This is a genomic window from Flavobacterium sp. CFBP9031, from assembly GCF_034044945.1.
GTDB lineage: Bacteria > Bacteroidota > Bacteroidia > Flavobacteriales > Flavobacteriaceae > Flavobacterium.
The window spans coordinates 52950-69097 of sequence record NZ_JAXCWF010000011.1 but is presented as its reverse complement, the minus strand read 5'-3'; the positions used below and the strand labels follow the sequence as shown (position 1 = coordinate 69097).

Annotated in this window: 19 protein-coding genes, 1 tRNA gene and 1 pseudogene; 6 read left to right on the top strand and 15 right to left on the bottom strand. The window is 38.8% G+C overall.

Annotated elements, in window-relative coordinates; genetic code table 11:
* Positions 1–216 precede the first annotated feature (216 nt).
* The 6 genes from SOM12_RS18125 to SOM12_RS18100 form a co-directional block, all read right to left on the bottom strand.
* Positions 217–456, bottom strand: coding sequence for a DUF6965 family protein (locus SOM12_RS18125; protein WP_320494719.1), 240 nt, complete (start codon positions 454–456; stop codon positions 217–219).
* A gap of 58 nt (positions 457–514) precedes the next feature.
* Positions 515–985: a JAB domain-containing protein gene (locus SOM12_RS18120; protein WP_320494718.1), complete on the bottom strand. Its 471-nt coding sequence runs from the start codon at positions 983–985 to the stop codon at positions 515–517.
* Positions 986–1256: 271 nt separating this feature from the next.
* Entirely contained in the window at positions 1257–2573 is a 1317-nt protein-coding gene (locus SOM12_RS18115) for a PcfJ domain-containing protein (protein ID WP_320494717.1), read from the bottom strand.
* On the bottom strand, positions 2570–2947 hold the full coding sequence (locus SOM12_RS18110) for a Cas9 inhibitor AcrIIA9 family protein (protein WP_198857872.1): 378 nt from the start codon (positions 2945–2947) through the stop codon (positions 2570–2572). Before SOM12_RS18110 ends, SOM12_RS18115 begins: the two co-directional genes overlap by 4 nt.
* Positions 2948–2975: 28 nt before the next feature.
* On the bottom strand, positions 2976–3335 hold the full coding sequence (locus SOM12_RS18105; RefSeq protein WP_012026357.1) for a DUF7222 domain-containing protein: 360 nt from the start codon (positions 3333–3335) through the stop codon (positions 2976–2978).
* A gap of 38 nt (positions 3336–3373) precedes the next feature.
* A complete protein-coding gene (locus tag SOM12_RS18100; RefSeq protein WP_320494716.1) occupies positions 3374–3763 on the bottom strand; it encodes a single-stranded DNA-binding protein in 390 nt (129 codons plus the stop codon).
* 314 nt (positions 3764–4077) lie between these two features.
* On the opposite strand from SOM12_RS18100, the gene SOM12_RS18095 reads away from it, so the two are divergent.
* Positions 4078–4512 carry a DUF1810 domain-containing protein gene (locus SOM12_RS18095; RefSeq protein WP_320494715.1) on the top strand — a complete coding sequence of 145 codons (435 nt, stop codon included), beginning with the start codon at positions 4078–4080 and terminating at the stop codon, positions 4510–4512.
* A gap of 50 nt (positions 4513–4562) precedes the next feature.
* Here SOM12_RS18095 and mobC read toward each other — a convergent pair whose 3' ends face one another.
* From mobC to SOM12_RS18050, 9 genes and pseudogenes are all read right to left on the bottom strand, one after another.
* A complete protein-coding gene (gene mobC / locus SOM12_RS18090; RefSeq protein WP_320494835.1) occupies positions 4563–6551 on the bottom strand; it encodes a conjugal transfer protein MobC in 1989 nt (662 codons plus the stop codon).
* A gap of 18 nt (positions 6552–6569) precedes the next feature.
* On the bottom strand, positions 6570–7820 hold the full coding sequence (locus SOM12_RS18085; protein WP_320494714.1) for a relaxase/mobilization nuclease domain-containing protein: 1251 nt from the start codon (positions 7818–7820) through the stop codon (positions 6570–6572).
* On the bottom strand, positions 7805–8197 hold the full coding sequence (locus SOM12_RS18080; protein ID WP_320494712.1) for a plasmid mobilization protein: 393 nt from the start codon (positions 8195–8197) through the stop codon (positions 7805–7807). The genes SOM12_RS18085 and SOM12_RS18080 overlap by 16 nt, the downstream gene beginning before the upstream one ends.
* Before the next feature lie 624 nt (positions 8198–8821).
* Positions 8822–10129: a site-specific integrase gene (locus tag SOM12_RS18075; protein ID WP_035688725.1), complete on the bottom strand. Its 1308-nt coding sequence runs from the start codon at positions 10127–10129 to the stop codon at positions 8822–8824.
* A gap of 290 nt (positions 10130–10419) precedes the next feature.
* Positions 10420–10500, bottom strand: a tRNA-Tyr gene (locus tag SOM12_RS18070).
* A gap of 437 nt (positions 10501–10937) precedes the next feature.
* Positions 10938–11324, bottom strand: a pseudogene (locus SOM12_RS18065) (TlpA family protein disulfide reductase); the annotation flags it as partial.
* 18 nt (positions 11325–11342) lie between these two features.
* A complete protein-coding gene (locus SOM12_RS18060; RefSeq protein ID WP_095931646.1) occupies positions 11343–12104 on the bottom strand; it encodes a DUF4369 domain-containing protein in 762 nt (253 codons plus the stop codon).
* Between the two features lie 262 nt (positions 12105–12366).
* Positions 12367–12807, bottom strand: coding sequence for a KTSC domain-containing protein (locus SOM12_RS18055; protein WP_095931645.1), 441 nt, complete (start codon positions 12805–12807; stop codon positions 12367–12369).
* A 370-nt stretch (positions 12808–13177) separates the two neighbouring features.
* Positions 13178–13423: a hypothetical protein gene (locus tag SOM12_RS18050; protein WP_095931666.1), complete on the bottom strand. Its 246-nt coding sequence runs from the start codon at positions 13421–13423 to the stop codon at positions 13178–13180.
* 87 nt (positions 13424–13510) lie between these two features.
* Here SOM12_RS18050 and SOM12_RS18045 point away from each other — a divergent pair, with 87 nt between their 5' ends.
* The 5 genes from SOM12_RS18045 (at position 13511) to SOM12_RS18025 (ending at position 16108) form a co-directional block, all read left to right on the top strand.
* Positions 13511–14053: a hypothetical protein gene (locus tag SOM12_RS18045; protein WP_095931644.1), complete on the top strand. Its 543-nt coding sequence runs from the start codon at positions 13511–13513 to the stop codon at positions 14051–14053.
* Positions 14053–14199 carry a hypothetical protein gene (locus tag SOM12_RS18040; protein WP_095931643.1) on the top strand — a complete coding sequence of 49 codons (147 nt, stop codon included), beginning with the start codon at positions 14053–14055 and terminating at the stop codon, positions 14197–14199. Before SOM12_RS18045 ends, SOM12_RS18040 begins: the two co-directional genes overlap by 1 nt.
* An 80-nt stretch (positions 14200–14279) precedes the next feature.
* Positions 14280–14513, top strand: a complete 234-nt coding sequence (locus SOM12_RS18035; protein ID WP_095931642.1) for a hypothetical protein — start codon at positions 14280–14282, stop codon at positions 14511–14513.
* Positions 14503–14883, top strand: coding sequence for a YchJ family protein (locus SOM12_RS18030; protein ID WP_095931641.1), 381 nt, complete (start codon positions 14503–14505; stop codon positions 14881–14883). Before SOM12_RS18035 ends, SOM12_RS18030 begins: the two co-directional genes overlap by 11 nt.
* A gap of 106 nt (positions 14884–14989) precedes the next feature.
* A complete protein-coding gene (locus tag SOM12_RS18025) occupies positions 14990–16108 on the top strand; it encodes a vWA domain-containing protein (RefSeq protein WP_320494708.1) in 1119 nt (372 codons plus the stop codon).
* The last annotated feature ends 40 nt before the right edge of the window (positions 16109–16148 follow it).

Here is a 16148-nt window from a genome sequence, read left to right as displayed (position 1 = left end):
CCTAATTTGACCGTGCAGAGGTACTGCTATTAGTGACTTTTAAGTAAATTGTGAAATACAAAAATACTTTAAAAGATAGAAATGAAAATCCTTAAAGTGTCTGCCCGTCGATAAAAAAAACCGGCATAAGGCTAAGGGTGGTCGGAAGAAATTCCGACCACCCTTAGCCAAATCGGTGCTTTTTTGCTTTATTAAGAATTTACGGAAGGATCAGAATTATTCTGAAGCAGGTTCTTCGCCGATCGGCTGGCCTGCTGTTTTCTTCATCAGAATGTAAAAATCCCTTAAATGCCACCATGCCGGGCAGCGTTCTATCGGGCCGTTAAAATTTTTGATGGTGGTATAACAGCTGTTGAGGAAAACCTGAGTGTCGGTAATCTTCGCCCATTCGGTCCACACAACTTCCTTCGGCGGCGGATTGTTTTCAAAATATCGTTTTATTTCTTCATGATTCATATGGCAAAATTACCTAAAAAACCAGAACAGAGCAAGGGCATGAAAGATGAAAACGCCCTTAGAGGGCGCCTTCATCTGCAAAAGAGTAATAGGTGTCGGGTGTTACGATCAGGTGGTCGATCAGTGGAATATCCAGCAGTTTTCCCGCTTCCCGGATTTTTCGGGTCATATTTCTGTCAGCCTCGGAAGGTGATGTTTTTCCGGAGGGATGGTTGTGGGTGATGATGATCCCGACGGCGGCAGCTTTCAGGGCTGCCGCGAAAAGCAGGCGAATATCCACCACAGTTCCCGAGATGCCTCCTGAGGAAACCTCGTAGATTCCCAGAACCCTGTTGGACTGGCTGATTAGCAGCACTTTGAACTGCTCGAAGAATTCTATTTTGCCGGGATCCCAGCTGTCGAGCAGTATGCGGTAAGCATCTCTGGAAGAAGTGATAGACGGTCTTTCGGCGCTTTTTACTTTGGTTTTATAGATCAGTTCGATTTCTGATACTTTCTGCCATTCTGTGTTTTGATGTTGATTTTTCATAATTGCTGTAGTTTTAAGATTAATTACAGCACCGCTGCCCGGGCAGGGCTGAGCGAACGCAGAAAGCAACGCAATAAAGCAGGAGCGCAGCCCTGCATTTATGGGGGAATTTTTTGCGGAGAACCGAAAGCCGTGCCCGAACTTTGTGATGAAATTGACTTAACATTCCACAATAGTCCCTAAACCGGGACTGCCCCGTGCACCTTAAAGTGTCTGCGCGCCAAAAAAAAATACCGCAGTGTAAAATCTGCGGTATCAATAGTAAAATGGTTTAAGCGGGAGCAGTCTGCTTTTTCTGCTTTTTCAACCGCACGGCAATCTCAGGCAGGTTTTTATTTATAATCCTAAGAATTCTGCTGTGATATTTAGTGGCTTTATTGCGGAGTCCCCTGCACTGGATAATTTCCATTTTGGAAAGGGAGACTTCAATGGTTTCCACGGGTCTGTTTTCAATCTGCGCCGAAAGGATTAGTGAATCTTTCTTTTTATAATACTCGTTGGTAAATACGCAGTGGTGGAGCGTGTCGCCCTCTTGGAGAAAATCCTGCACACGGTCAAGGACTTTTATGGTAAGGTCATTATCGTTGAAAGAAAGTCCGAAGAACTGTTTTTTATCATTTTCATAAATCGGCTCTGCTTTCTGTATTTCAGCACGCATCTGCGCAAGATGCTTCCTGCGCTGTATGTCCCTTTTTTTGGCAACAAGCCTGTCGTGCGCCTGTTCTAAATTTTCAGGGCAGACAAGCGCAGGGGAGCTGAGGTCTTTTTTAAACCATCGGAGCAGGGCAATATAATCCTCCCAAATTTTGATGTCCTGAATCTGATAACGCTGTTTAAGGCAGGTTTTTACTGCCTGCCAGTTTTCGCGCAGGTGCTGTTCATGAAAATTCAGGTAATGCTTGAGCAGAGAAGTCTGAGAACTTTTTAAAAGGGTTTCTGCAATGGGGTCTTTTAGAAGAACAGTAAAGAGTATCTGCGGTGCAATGCCGTGCACGGAAGTTTTAAAACCGTTTCTTTTCAAAAGCGGAATCACTTTCATGTGCGGATATACCTTGTAGGGATTAATGCGGTATTTTGGCGAGTTCTGAAAATCCTTTGGACGGATTTCTAAAGGGGAATAGTACTGCCATGCATCATAGGCATTGGAAAAAACATTGGTGCTTCTTGAGATGGTGCGCACTTCCCCTTTTGGATTTATCCAATGCTGCATGACTTCCGTGTGCGAACAGGCGGGAAGAACATTTTTTTTCATGTTTTTATGCGAGCAGATGATGCGCACCACCTGATACCCAGAGCAGGTATCGGTGAGGGCGAAATATTCGATTTCTTTGAAATGCACCTGATTGTGCTGATGCATTTTAAGTTTCCCCTGACAGGCGGTACAGTTAATATAATTTTTGCAAGACTGGCTTTGGCTGTCGGGTTTCCACGAATGGGTGCATTCCAGACAATGGAATTTTCCCCTTGAGAGTACCGCCCATTTCAGGAAAATATTTTTTTCCGCCCACTTGTGCATCTGCGCTGTGATTGGGGCTAGGGTGGTGCTTAAGGCGCTGATTTCTTTTTCTATAACTGTTTTGGGTATCATAAGTCAAAGAGTGTTAGGGTTTGTACAGGCTTCACGGGTTGCACTTTTTCTATTTTTTGAACTGTGCTTTGAGATACTGCGGGAGCAGTCGAGAACAAATCAGGTTTTACAGGCGGGCTTACTGCTACTCTGCATTGAACAGGGGCAGGCGTTCCAATCGTGTCGTCTGTGTAGTACTTTACAGCCATGTCAAAGATTTCCTGATTGTCAAAGGCGCATTCCCCTGTTTTTTTGACCTCGCCGAAAATGTAATGGAAACAGCTTTCAAGGTTTTTGCTCTCTTTTTTATAGTCCGCTGAAAAAACGGCATCGTTCTGCGCTTTTTCGCTCAGGTAGCTTTCTATAGCGGTTTTAAATTTATCTGATGCTTTCATAAGGGAAGATTTTAAGATTGAAAAAGGGTTATTCAAAACTGTTTCTGTAGATGTCAAAACAGTATTCTTCAAAGCAGAGCCAGCATACAAATGTGTAATGGGGCAGTCGGTGGCGGTTTTTGACAGATTCCCCAAGGGAATCTTCAATTTCATATCGGATATTTTCCAAATCATCCAAATGCTGTATATAGAATTTCCTGCAGTCCGAGTTGTAGACAAACTCTGAAATCATCCCGCAGATGCATCCGTTTTTCTGCAGGTCTTCCAAGAAAGATTTTAACTGCTCTTTTTTTGTCCCGTCATAGGAATCCATATTGGAGAGGACTATTTTTTTGAACTGGGCGGATACGGGATATTCTATGTAAACTGATTTTTCAAAGGCTTTCATGGCGTATAAATTTTGATGTGAAACGGTATATATTCCAATTAGAAAGGCAGGTCGTCAGGGGTGTCTTGATCCGTATTTTTCTTTTGAACTGCGGGAAGAGAAGAACTGTTTTCTGTTTTTGGGAACACCAGTATCTTAATGTTACTGGTGTGAAAGGTCAGCGAACCGAGCGCTTTGCCCTCGGCATTATTGTAGACATTCAGACCTATACGCCCGAAGAGTTCAACCACAGTGCCTTTTTTAAGCCACTGCGCCATTTTGGAACCCATCCAATAGGAGCAGTCGATGTAGGTTACTATCTTTTTTAGCTCGTCAGATCCTTTTGGTCTGTAGCTGTCGTTTATGGCAATGGAGAAATTTACCACCTCCCTGTCATTTGAAACTTTTGCCGTTACGGCATCTTTTGTAATTCGTCCTGAGATTTCCATGATGCAACATTTTAAGTGAGTATTTTTTCTGTTTTTCCTCAAGCCCGCATAAAATTTTTCAAAGAAAAAACGGGAAAAAAGAAAGCACAAAATCAAGCGCCCGATCAAGGATCCGGAGTGCTATAAGTCCCGAAGGGCGGCAAGGCCGTTATGCGCATGCAGGAGCCTGCGGGTGCTATTTTCGCGGCTCTTTTAATCCGTTTTCATTGAAAATTTCCTTATAGTTTTTACAGCAGGCAGAACCAATTTCAGATGCCTGTTTTGGGATCGGCATTGAAATATTTTGTAATTTCAGGTGAGAAAAAAGTAATGCAATGGAAAAGCAATATGATCTGGACCGTTTTTTAGAGGCACAGCAACAAACGTATGAGAACGCACTGCACGAGATCAGACAGGGCAGCAAACAGACCCACTGGATGTGGTTTATTTTCCCCCAGCTAAGAGGACTGGGCTTCACGGATTATAATATCTTTTACGGCATTGAAAACCTGAAGGAAGCCGAGCAGTATCTCAATCATCCTGTATTGGGAAAACGGCTTGTGGAAATTACCAAGGCCATGCTTGAAATCAAAAACAAAACGGCACTGGAAATTCTGGGCAGGCCAGATGAAAGAAAACTGAAATCCTGCATGACCCTGTTTGGACTTCTGCCTGAAACGCCTGAATGTTTCAGGCAGGTGCTTGTGAAATATTACAATGGAGAGCAGGACGAAAAGACACTGCAGCTAATAAAAGAATACGGCAGCTAAAAAAACATTTCTTTTTTCTTTGTCTCAAGAAAACATCTAAGTATTAAAAGTTATTTTTCTTTTTTGAGAACCAGCGAGGAAAGCGCCGGATTTTTGATTATCCTTTCCATCTCGCTGTGGATTATTTCCTGAATCTCAATTTTGATCTGCAGATAATTTTTCTGGATGATAACATTATCAATGCTTCGAATGATCGGGATTTCTTTGTAAGCAGCTGTTTCTTTTTTAATTTTTTCGTGGTCGTTGATGATCTCGCAGTGAAAGGTTTTAAGCTCAATTCTGCAGTCCGGGTTATCAGCTGTCATGCCCACGAATTCCCCCGAACTCAGCGAAGAAATCTTCGAAGGCGGCACTGCGGATTCCAGCTGTCGGGAACGGCTGATGGAGGTGTCGCTGCTGTTTATTGAAAGGCTTTCGCGTTCCTGCATTATTTTTCCGAAACGTTCTGAGAGCTGTTTTGCAGTATCACCGTTTACCTGTCCGCTGATGATATTTCCGACTATATTAATGATCACATCAGCCTGCTCGCGGCCGTAGTCTTTGCGAAGCTGGCTGAAGTCCTGAATCCCCAGACAGGTGCTCACTTTGTTGCTTCTTGCCGTTGCAATCAGACTGTCAATATTATTGAGATAGATAGTGGGGAACTCGTCAAAAATAAGACTGCTTTTAATCTTTTCTTTCTGGTTTACCTGTTTGATAAGACGGCTGACAAAAAGTGAAAGGACAGCCCCGTATGTCTGTATTTTCTGCGGATTGTTTCCCATTGAAACAATTTTCGGATCGGATGGATTATTAATGTCAAGAGTAAAATCACTGCCCGAGAGTACGTAGTAAAGCTGGGGAGAGGAGAGTTTCGCCAGCGAGATTTTAGCAGAAGCGATCTGACCCTCCAGCTGGTCGACTGCCTCATTTAGGAATGCGCTGACAAACGGATTGATAAGCACTTCGATCTCTTTTTCGGTTCTCAGAATCGTGAAAAGGCTCTCGTAATCTGCCTGGATCATTTCAATGACATGGGGCAGGGTACAGAACTCGCCATCGTTGTATTTTCGCAGGTACCAGATGACGGCTGTCAGGAAATTTATAGGGGATTCTACAAAGAAATCGCCCTGTTTTTTAATCCACTCCCGATTGAGTCCCATAAGGATTGTGCGAGCAGATTCAGCAGCATCGGTAATGTCGGTCATTGCCGCAGGATCAAGAGGATTACAACGGTGGGTTCTGGAGAGGTCGTCAAAATTTATGATATAAAATTTGGGCTCCACGGCATAAAGATGACGGAATTTCAGCCAGGCATTATAGGCGATAACGGTGAGGTCGTCGAATTTGAAATCATAGATGAACATTGAAAAGCCTTTGGCAATATGCTGGGTGATTATATGGCGGATTACAAAGTATGATTTTCCCGAACCTGGCGTGCCTGGAACCAGAATGCCTCGGAAGGGATTTATAATGTTAATCCAGCTGCTGCGTACTTTGTCTTTGAGATGATAGCGTGCGGGAAGGTTAACGGAATATTCGTTTTCAATGAGCCTTTCCTCCTGAGGGAAAGTTTCGTTTTCCTTATTGAATATATCTGCTGAACTGAGCTTCCTGCGGATAATGCGGGAGAGCAGCGTGCCGCCGGAAAGTGTCATCAGATAGCCCAAAGAACACAGTGAGATATATAGAACAGAGCACGCCTCAGCATCCGCAAATATTACAAAAGCCAGATAGGACCCAAAGTAGAGCAGGAGGCCCATTGATATATAATAAAAAGCAGTTCTAAAATGGAGCTTTTCATCTTTTCTTCCTCTGGCACCCATAAGGGAAATAACCAAGAGTCCAAGTGCAAAAAGTTTAGATTTATGAAAGCTGTCCAGAAGGCCTGTACGATAAATATTTTCCAAGATCCGCTGGGCAAAATCCGGAGCAAGATTCCAATGCCTGAAGGAATCGAAGCAGTGATAATAAAAATGGATGAGCAGCACTGCGATGCTCATCAGTCTCGTCATATCTAAAATTTTTCTAAGCGCCTGTTCATTTTCTCCCGTCTGCATGCTCATGATTTTTATGTGTTAATTATTATCTGACTGTCCTTTTCTCTTTCTTTTTTTTCGCTTGTTTTTAAGCTGTTTTGGAACGTAATCTGACGGAGTTCCGGCGTAAAGCACGTCATCAATTATCCGCTGCACTTCCCCTGCGGAAATAAAAGAGCCGTGCTTCTTAGCGGTACCATCAGGAACTGTATACTGCTTCGCAGAATTGGACGGATGGCCCAGACGCTGCAGGAGCCCTTTGGCTGCATATCCAGGTCCCAGACTGCTTCCGTTGAAAACGCATCTGGTGTTATGATCTATGTACGTCATGCCGTATATAGACCCCTGTTCATTTCTTCTGACAACTGCCGTAATGCCCTGGTTCGCCAGCCGCGTTTCAAGCTGCGAGAGCGTAATTGATGTGTATTTCAAAAGCAACAGATCCACCGCGTTTCGGGTTCTTTTCATGTTTACCATGCGAGAAGTTTTGGAGGCGGCAAAATTAATTTCAAGCCGGGAAAGGGTAGGCTTGGAATAAAAACTGCTGGCTTTTATAGGAACCCCGACAGTCTTTTTGTTATCATCCAGAATCTGGTAGATCAGCCCTTTATTCTGAAACATTTTTGAATTTTCCGTTCCCCTTTCCGCCTTCACGTTATACAGGTTCAATACTGCGTTTAGCTCACCCAGCGTTGTGTATTTGTAGTGCGGAATAACTGCATTAAGTACACTTGCGATGGCTCTCTTTGAATCTATTGCCCCATATTTTATTTTTTCCGCATCTATGGCATTAATAAGCGCTGGACTCTGTTTTTTTCTCGAGTTCGCCCGAACCAGATTAAAAGAAATCTCCAATTCTTTGCGGGCCGTTTCGGACTGGTTTCTTCCAATATTGTGCATGTTAATCCTGGATCCGTCTGCCCGCACATTTATGGCTGCGATATGCAGGTGTGGATGTCCCGCATCGTGGTGCTGGTAGACCAGATAAGGCTGTGCGCCGAATCCAATTTTCTCCATATAACAACAGGCAATCTGCATGAGTTTCTCTTTGGATAAATCCTTGTCCGAACGGTCAAAATTCAGTGAGATGTGCACAGCGCAGCGCTTGACATTTTCATTGAGCTGGAGCTGTTTTAGAAATACGCCGAGCTTAAAAGATTCTGACATTTTTTCAATATCGATGGGATAATTTCCCTCGCCGATGCACACAGCTGCAGCCTGGGAAACTTTATTCTCATTGTACATGAAGATGCCTCTAATCGAGTGTCCTGTGTTTATGACTGCAACCATTTTTGGGCGAGATTTTCAATTTGTTTTTTTATTTCTTCAACCAGCGAAAAATATTTTTTTCTGTCAGATTCAAAAGACAGAATCCAGACTCTTAAATCGGAAATTTCAAAAAGGGTATGGAGTTTTTTAACGCTCTGATTGAAATTATTTCCCATGAAATTCAGCTGTGTTCTGAGCTGGATAAGCTCCTGCAGCAGCTTATCCAGCGACTCGTTTCTATATCTCATTACAATGGGTTTTCTCAGCAGATTTCTGCGCACGAAATCACTGCGTTTGCGGCAGGCTGATGCTTTGAAATTCTTATCAATAAAATCCAATTCTTCTTTGGTCAGCCGGATGTGCAGCCATCTGTTTCTGCCGCTGTTTTTCTCTTCCATGATCTTTTCTTTTTCATTGTTTCAATTTCATTCAACCTTAAAGTTTCACTGCCAGCGAGTTCCGAGCAGAGGGGCAGCAAGATTTTTGGTTGTGATACAACCAGACATCTTGCTGACTGCCAAAAACCGCAGTCCGCAAGCTTCTAAAAGTCTTTTTTCAGCTTTAGCAATCAGCTAAGAAGAAGCTGTCATCCCTATTAAAATTTAAAGAAAATCCATTTCAGAATCTGCTTTAAAAATCTAAAATGCACCAATTGAACAGGTTCTAGGGATTACATGAGAGCAAAATTAGAAAAGGCTTCCAAGCCCTGCATGTATAGTAATGATCCTAAACTAAATGTCTGGCATCTATCAATTTTGACAGCAATACTAGGATTAGGCTATAGGCAGGGCCAAAGAAGAAGGATTAAAGTCAGCCGCAGTAAAATTATGGAGCTGTCACATGTGAATACGCTGCCGACGTATCATAAGTATTTTAAACAGCTTCAGGATTTAGGATACATTAAGTACACCCCATCTTATCATCCAGGATATAAAAGCGAAGTTAGGTTGTGTAAAAGGAGGCTATCTCAAAATATTTGAGATAGCCTCTTTTAATTTTAAATATATCTTGAAATTTATTGATCACGAAGAAATGTTGTATTTCTTTTTGATTGCCTGAATTTCCTTTTCGAGCCTGCTGAGAACCGCCAAATCAGGTTTAGATATTTTGGATCCAGTTTTATTGAGTTTTTTATTGAGAATAGACATTTCACGACCGATTGTAGCCTGCTCAGTTATAGCATATGCCTCAGTCTGTTTTACCGATGCATGACCCAGCAGTTCTTTAACTACATTAATAGGGACGTTGTTATTTAATGTCACAGTGCTTCCAAAAGTACGGCGGGCCATATGCGTGTTTAATGTAAAAGGAAAGCCGCACAAGACTGCCACCTCTTTTAGATACTCATTCATTTTCTGGTTGGATGAAACAGGAAGCACGGTTCCACGCTGGATACACAGCGGGTGCTCTTTATATTTTTCAACTATTTTCAGTGCTTGGGGAAGAAGAGGTACATTAAATGATGAGTTTGTTTTCTGCCTTTCGGACATAATCCATAGATTTCCATCAATGCCTTCTTTGATATCAGTTTTCTTTAATTGATAAGCGTCTATGTAAGCCAGGCCAGTGTAGCATTGGAAGACAAATACATCCCTTACCACATTGAGCCTGTCAGTTGTGAAATAATGACTTTCAAGTTCGTACAATTCCTGTGCGGTGAGTGGTTTTTTTACCAGTTTTGTTTTACGTCCCTTAAAGTTCTTAAATGGGTCCTTGGTGATTAACTCCTTATCAATGGCGCGGATTACAATCTTTTTGAAATTTGCAATATACTTTAGGGTGGTGTTGTTGCTGCAGTCGCGTACAGTTCTAAGGTAAAACTCGAAGTCCTTTACAAACTCGAGATTCAAATCCGCAAATTCAAGATCGTGCTTTTTAAGCTTGAATTTTATAAACGCAGTCAAATGGTTTTTAGTAATGGTAAACCGGTCAAGAGTGCCTTTTGCATAGCCTTTTCCAAGAAGCGCCTCCATTTCATCATTATGCTTTTGAAATTCTTCGAGCACCTTAATCTTTGGCGCTGTCCTTCCCAGAACCTCGTCCATAATTTTCTCAGCGGTTATGGTTTTGCCGCTGTACATCATTTCGGTTTTGATTTCATTGATTTTTAAAGTCAGCGAATCCAAAAAGAAGTTCAGCGACTTTGCATCTTCCTTTGAGCCGACCGCTCTTTCGAACCTTTGATCCCATCGTGTATTATCCCATTTTCTTTTGGTTGAGCTTTCCTTACGGATACCGTCAACAGTTATTCTGAAATATACGATCCATTCTTTACTTTCTATTTTGGGTCTTTTTAAAAAGAATCCCAAACCAAAACTGCTTTCCAACATAATCCTACTTTTTAAATTAATAAATGTAGAATAATATTACTGCCAAATCAAGTCGTTAATCTCGTTAACCCCTGTAATATAAGGGATTTTCACTGTTTCTGGTGCACTTTTCAGCGCGCCGGAAAGTGCACCGATTCTGCACCTTTAATTTTGTGAGCTTTTAAAAATATTGAAAATAGGCTTAAAACGAAAAAACCTGCAAATCGTTGAATTTGCAGGTCTTCAGACATTTTTTATGGCTTTTTGAAAAGATTGAAAACTTTAAGTTTTGTGCCTTTTCGGCCTTTCCGTGGGGAGAGCAGGATTCGAACCTGCGAAGTTCACACAGCAGATTTACAGTCTGCCCTCGTTGGCCGCTTGAGTATCTCCCCGATCTCAGCTTGTTGTGCTTAGTTGTTCTTAGCGGTGGCAAAGATAGGAACTCTTTCTACATTTCCAAACAAAAAAATGACTTAATTTTAAGTTATTTTAAAGTTATTTTTTAATTCATTGGAATTGAATAAAATAAAAAACTCCCAAAATATATTTTTTTTTAATTATTTCATAAAGTAAGATTATTTTTATAGTAATTTTGTAGTTTTTACTTTGAATTTAATCTTAAATAAAGTCGTGAGATATTGCTTTTATTGACAAGTTAAAAGAATATCGACTAAAAAATATCCGTTTAATATGGTTTTGCATTTGGATTAATCCTCCTTTTTTAAATTCAATTTTTAATTCTTTTTGATCAAACTCCGTTTTTGAATTTCTGACAGAGCAAAAAAAAATCTCCACAAGGGAGATTTTTTTATTTTTATAAGAGATAGAATTATTTTGCTAACAATTCTAAGATTTTTGCTTTTAATTCAGCGCCTCTTAAATCTTGGGCTACCACTTTTCCTGATGCATCAAGAATAAAAGTAGCAGGAATTGCTTCAACATTGTATTGTTTTGCAATTGGCTCTTCCCAGAATTTTAAGTTAGATACTTGAGTCCAAGTTAATCCATCTTTTGCTATGGCTTCTTTCCATTTTGCAGCATCTTTATCTAAAGATACTCCAACGATGTTTAATCCTTTAGAATGAAGTTCTTTGTATAAAGCCACAACATGAGGATTCTCTTGTCTGCATGGTCCGCACCATGAAGCCCAGAAATCTACAATAGTTACTTTACCTAAACTTTCTTTAAGCGATATTACTTTTCCTTCTGGATTTGGAGCCGAAAAATCAGCTCTTCATTTAGCGCTGCCTACCGCTGGAGCTGTAGCACCAACAGATGGCATTTTTGCTTGACCTAATTTAGTTTTGATTTCTTTTCCTGGAGCAGTATTTTTTAAAGACTCATCCAAAGTGCTGTATAAGCTCTCTAATTTTTTTGTATCAGCTGTTGGATCATTCAATAAACTTTGAATAATTAAAGCTGTAATAAAAGATTTTGGGTGATTTTCAGCGTAAGCTAAATATTTCTTTTTGCTGCCTTCTTGAACTTCTTTTTGTAGTTCCATGTATTGTTTCATCAAGCCATTGATAGTTGCTGTATCTTGAGCTTGTTGAGCTTGCTGCATTTTAGTATTGTTCTTTTTCTGGAAATCCATTAAACTTTTTTGAGTTTTGTTCATGTCTTCCATAAAAGTCACGTACTCATCATTGTTATAAGTTCCAGAAACTTTAGATTTATGGATACTATCTTTGTCAATAGCAATTTTAATTTCTCCTGTTTCTAGGATAAATGGGATAGGTCCGTTAGCACCTTGTAATATTAATGTATGGAAAGCTGGCTCAGTAACTTTTCCTTTTATTTCAAATTTTCCGTTTTCAACTTTTACTGTATCAAGAGAAACAGGCATTCTTGTAGCAGGATCTGCACCTTGTAAAATGATTGTTTTTCCGTTTTCAATCCCTGTAGCAGTACCTGTAATAAGGTATTCTCCATCTTTAACTTTGCTGCAAGAAATGATAGCTGCAGAAGCCGTAAGTACAAAAAGTATTTTTTTCATTATAAAAAATTAATTAGTTAATTGATTTGTGCAACAAAAGTATCTAAAATTATAAAACTTACAGAATTTTGCAACCTAAAATTTTGTTATAGTTTTTTTTGGCTTAAAACCCATTAAATCAGCGTGTTTATTGGCTCGATTTGATCAAATACTCTTAATAAGATGGTTATTTGAGCGACCCGTGTGCAAATATTTGAACTTAAGGCATAAAAAAAGCACTCTTTTAATAGAGTGCTTTTTTGTAAAATATAGTAGTATAAAACTATTCTTGATTTGTTTTCTTTCTCCAAGTAAAAGAGTTTAAGATATGTCTTTTAGCAAATCTTGCAGGAGAATCTGCATTTACCATTTTCACGTAAGTTGCTTTTGGTACGCTAATGTACTCGTAAACGCTTCCGTTAGAAAAGTCAATAATTAAACGACCTTCAACAAATTTATAATCTGTGATAGAACAAGTTGAAATTGTTTCTGTATACTCAGGTAAATTAAGTTTGATAGTATCAGGGTGAATACTTACTAAAAAGTGGTAAGCTTCGATAATCGTTTTACTTTTTTCTTCAGCTTCTTTTAAACCAGCTTCATTTCCCACAAATTTATCAGGATGAGATTCTTTCATCGCATTACGATAAATTGTCTTTAAATCTTTTAACTCTGCAGTTTTTTCTACGTTTAGTAACTTGCGGTATTCAACTATTTTTTTCATAAATAAAAGGTAACTACTTGTCTATTAGTTTGAAATCGTTTTGTTTTAGTTCAAATCGACAAATTTTTTGCAAAGGTACACTTTTTTTTAACTTTTCAGTTTTGATCGAAAAAATATTGATAAAAGTTAACTGTAAGTTTATTTAGTCGCAAAGGTCGTAAGGATTTTTTTTTAACCGCAAAGTGCGCAAAGAGTTACGCAAAGAACGCTGAGAAATATATTTAAGAATAGATAAAAAACCAAAGTTCGCAAAGCTTTGTATAAATAAAACTTTGCGAACTTTGCGTAAACCTTAGCGTTCTTTGCGGTAAAATTTAACCGTTCCAACAAAACTTGAAACCTGAAACCTGAAACCTGAAACAAAATAAACCTATTCCGGTTTATGATTCGCTTTATCGAAGTTTCTTGATTTTTTAGGATATTTATCGTAGCTGATGTCGCTTGGATTTTCAATAACAGATTTTATCGTAATCCAATCTCCAACCTCAAATTTGGCTTGAACCATTTTATAGTCTAAAAGATATTCTCCACAGAAATAATTATTATTTTCATCTTTTTCGATAATGCCTGTAAAAACTCCTTTTTGAGGCATTTTTTGTTCTAAATCTTTAGACATGATTTTTTTGTTTTGAATTAAAGTAGCAAAGGTAAGCAATTTAGGTTTGGTTTGGGGAGTTCGCTGTAATCTGAGTATATTTGCACAATGCAAAAGAACTTTAAACCACATCCCAATTCTTTTAAAAATACGTTTTGTGCTTTTAATGAAGTACTTCCAAATTCAATTCAAGGATTGAAAAAGCAATTTGAAAGCAAAGCAGGAAGTGCCTATTATTATACGGAAGAAGGAATGTACCGTGTTTCGAATCATTGGGGTAGATTGGCCAATAGCAAATGGCGTCTAATTGCCCGAAATCCAGAAACGGAATCGAAAACTAAGATTGGTTTTGCAAAATGGGAAGAGTTTTATCCCGATAATGCCGAAGAAAAATTATACTATATAAAAGTTGATTTCGAAAATAATCTTGCCAATTATGAGCATAAAAATAATCCTGAATATGATGGAAAAGCAGTTTTAAGAACAAGTTTTGAAACCACAAAAAGATTAAAACAAATTAGAAACTTACAGCAGCTAACCAATTGGGCAAAACATTTTGATTATGACGATATTGATGAATTGCGAAAACAGATCATCAGCGAATTGATTTTTACTGAAAAAGCGTTAGAACAAATTAAAAGAGAGATGTAATGGGAAGAAATAACGAAAGAAACATCAAAAAGCATAATGATAAATTGCATAAAGCTCAGGCAAAAGCCAAACAAGCTGAAATTGCCCGTAAAGAAAAATTAAAAGAAATCGTTAAGAAATTCAACGAAAGTAAAAACGAAGAATAGATAATAGTTTCAAGTTTCAGGTTCCAAGTTATCGTTGCGAACCTGAAACCTGAAACTTGAAACCTGAAACAAAAAAAACAATGAATAGTAAATTCGAAGAATTAAAAGCAAACGTACAGGAAATCATTGATTTGATTGCGGCGAAAAACGACAGAGAAGCAAACAACAAATTATTGGAAGTGAGCGAAACATTGGATGAAATGATTGATTTTGCTGAAGAAGACGAAGAAGTTCGCGAAATAACTCGTTATCAAGTTTTATTAAATCAGCTTCACGTTAAAATTAATGGGGAAGAACCAGTCGATGGAGAGTAAAAAATGCTTCTGTGACACAGGGTTGCTTTTTGAAAATTGCTGCGGTTTATATCTGAATGACAATCAAAAAGCACCTTCGGCCTTAACTTTAATGCGGTCAAGATATTCGGCCTATGCAACTCATAATGCCGAATATCTTATGGAAACGACTTATATTTCAGAAAGAAAATATTATTCGAAACCTGAAATTTTAAGATGGGCCGTTTCTAATAAATGGCAGAAATTGAAAATTTTGAGTTCTTCTGAAAACACAGTTGAATTCAAAGCTTACTTTTTAGATTCAGATAATAAACCTCAAACGCATTACGAATTTTCGACTTTTAAATTCGAAAATGGTGCATGGTATTATGTAGACGGAAAGTTTGAATAATTATTATATCTAACACTGTTAGTTGAGATTTTTGTTTAAATATTTTAACTAAAAATTAATAAACGATTCGTTTTTCATAATTCTAAAAAGATGTAATTTTAGATTTATGAAAAACGAATTTAAAAAAGGCTTTTATTTTAAGACTTACGAAGCTCCTTTTCAGTCTCCGTTTGACAAACTTTTTACGATTTTTAAAGAGTTAATCACCCATACTTCGGGCGATTTTGATGAAGCTATAAACTGGCTTCGGGAACTGGACAAAGAATACAAACTTACCGACGAAAATTATACGATTGACGATTTTATCGAAGACCTGAAGAAAAAAGGATACATTCGAGATGAAGTAAAAGGCGATGGAAGTTCTGGTTTTGGAATAACTGCAAAAACAGAAAGAGCAATAAGACAGCAAGCTTTGGATCAGATTTTTGGAAACTTGAAAAAATCTGGGAGCGGAAATCATAAAACAAAATACGCGGGAAGTGGCGATGAACACACAGGAGAATTCCGTGAGTATAATTTTGGCGATGGCTTAGAAAGAATTTCTTTAACTGAAAGTCTTCGAAATGCTCAAGTTAATAACGGTGTCGAAAGTTTTATGCTGACTGAAAATGATTTGGTCGTAGAAGATGCGCAGTACAAAGCACAGATGAGTACTGTTCTAATGATTGATATTAGCCACAGTATGATTTTATACGGAGAAGACCGAATTACTCCTGCAAAAAAAGTAGCCATGGCTTTGGCAGAATTAATCACAACAAGATACCCAAAAGATACGTTAGATATTTTGGTCTTCGGAAACGATGCCTGGACAATTCCGATTAAAGATTTGCCTTATTTGCAAGTTGGGCCTTATCATACCAATACGGTTGCTGGTTTGCAATTGGCTATGGATATTCTTCGCAGAAAGCGAAATACCAACAAACAGATTTTTATGATTACCGATGGAAAGCCAAGCTGTGTTCGCGAACGTGATGGTTCTTATTATATGAATAGTAATGGTCTGGATGAATATATTGTCGATAAATGCTACACTCAGGCGCAACAGGCAAGAAAACTTCATATCCCAATTACGACTTTTATGATTGCCCGAGATCCGTATTTGCAGCGATTTGTGAATCAGTTTACAGAAGCCAATCAAGGAAAAGCATTTTATACCGGAATTAAAGGTCTCGGCGAAATGATTTTTGAGGACTATGAAGCGAATAGGAAGAAGAGGATTAAATAGAGTTGCTAAGGTTCTGAGATGCTAAGATACTAAGGCTCTG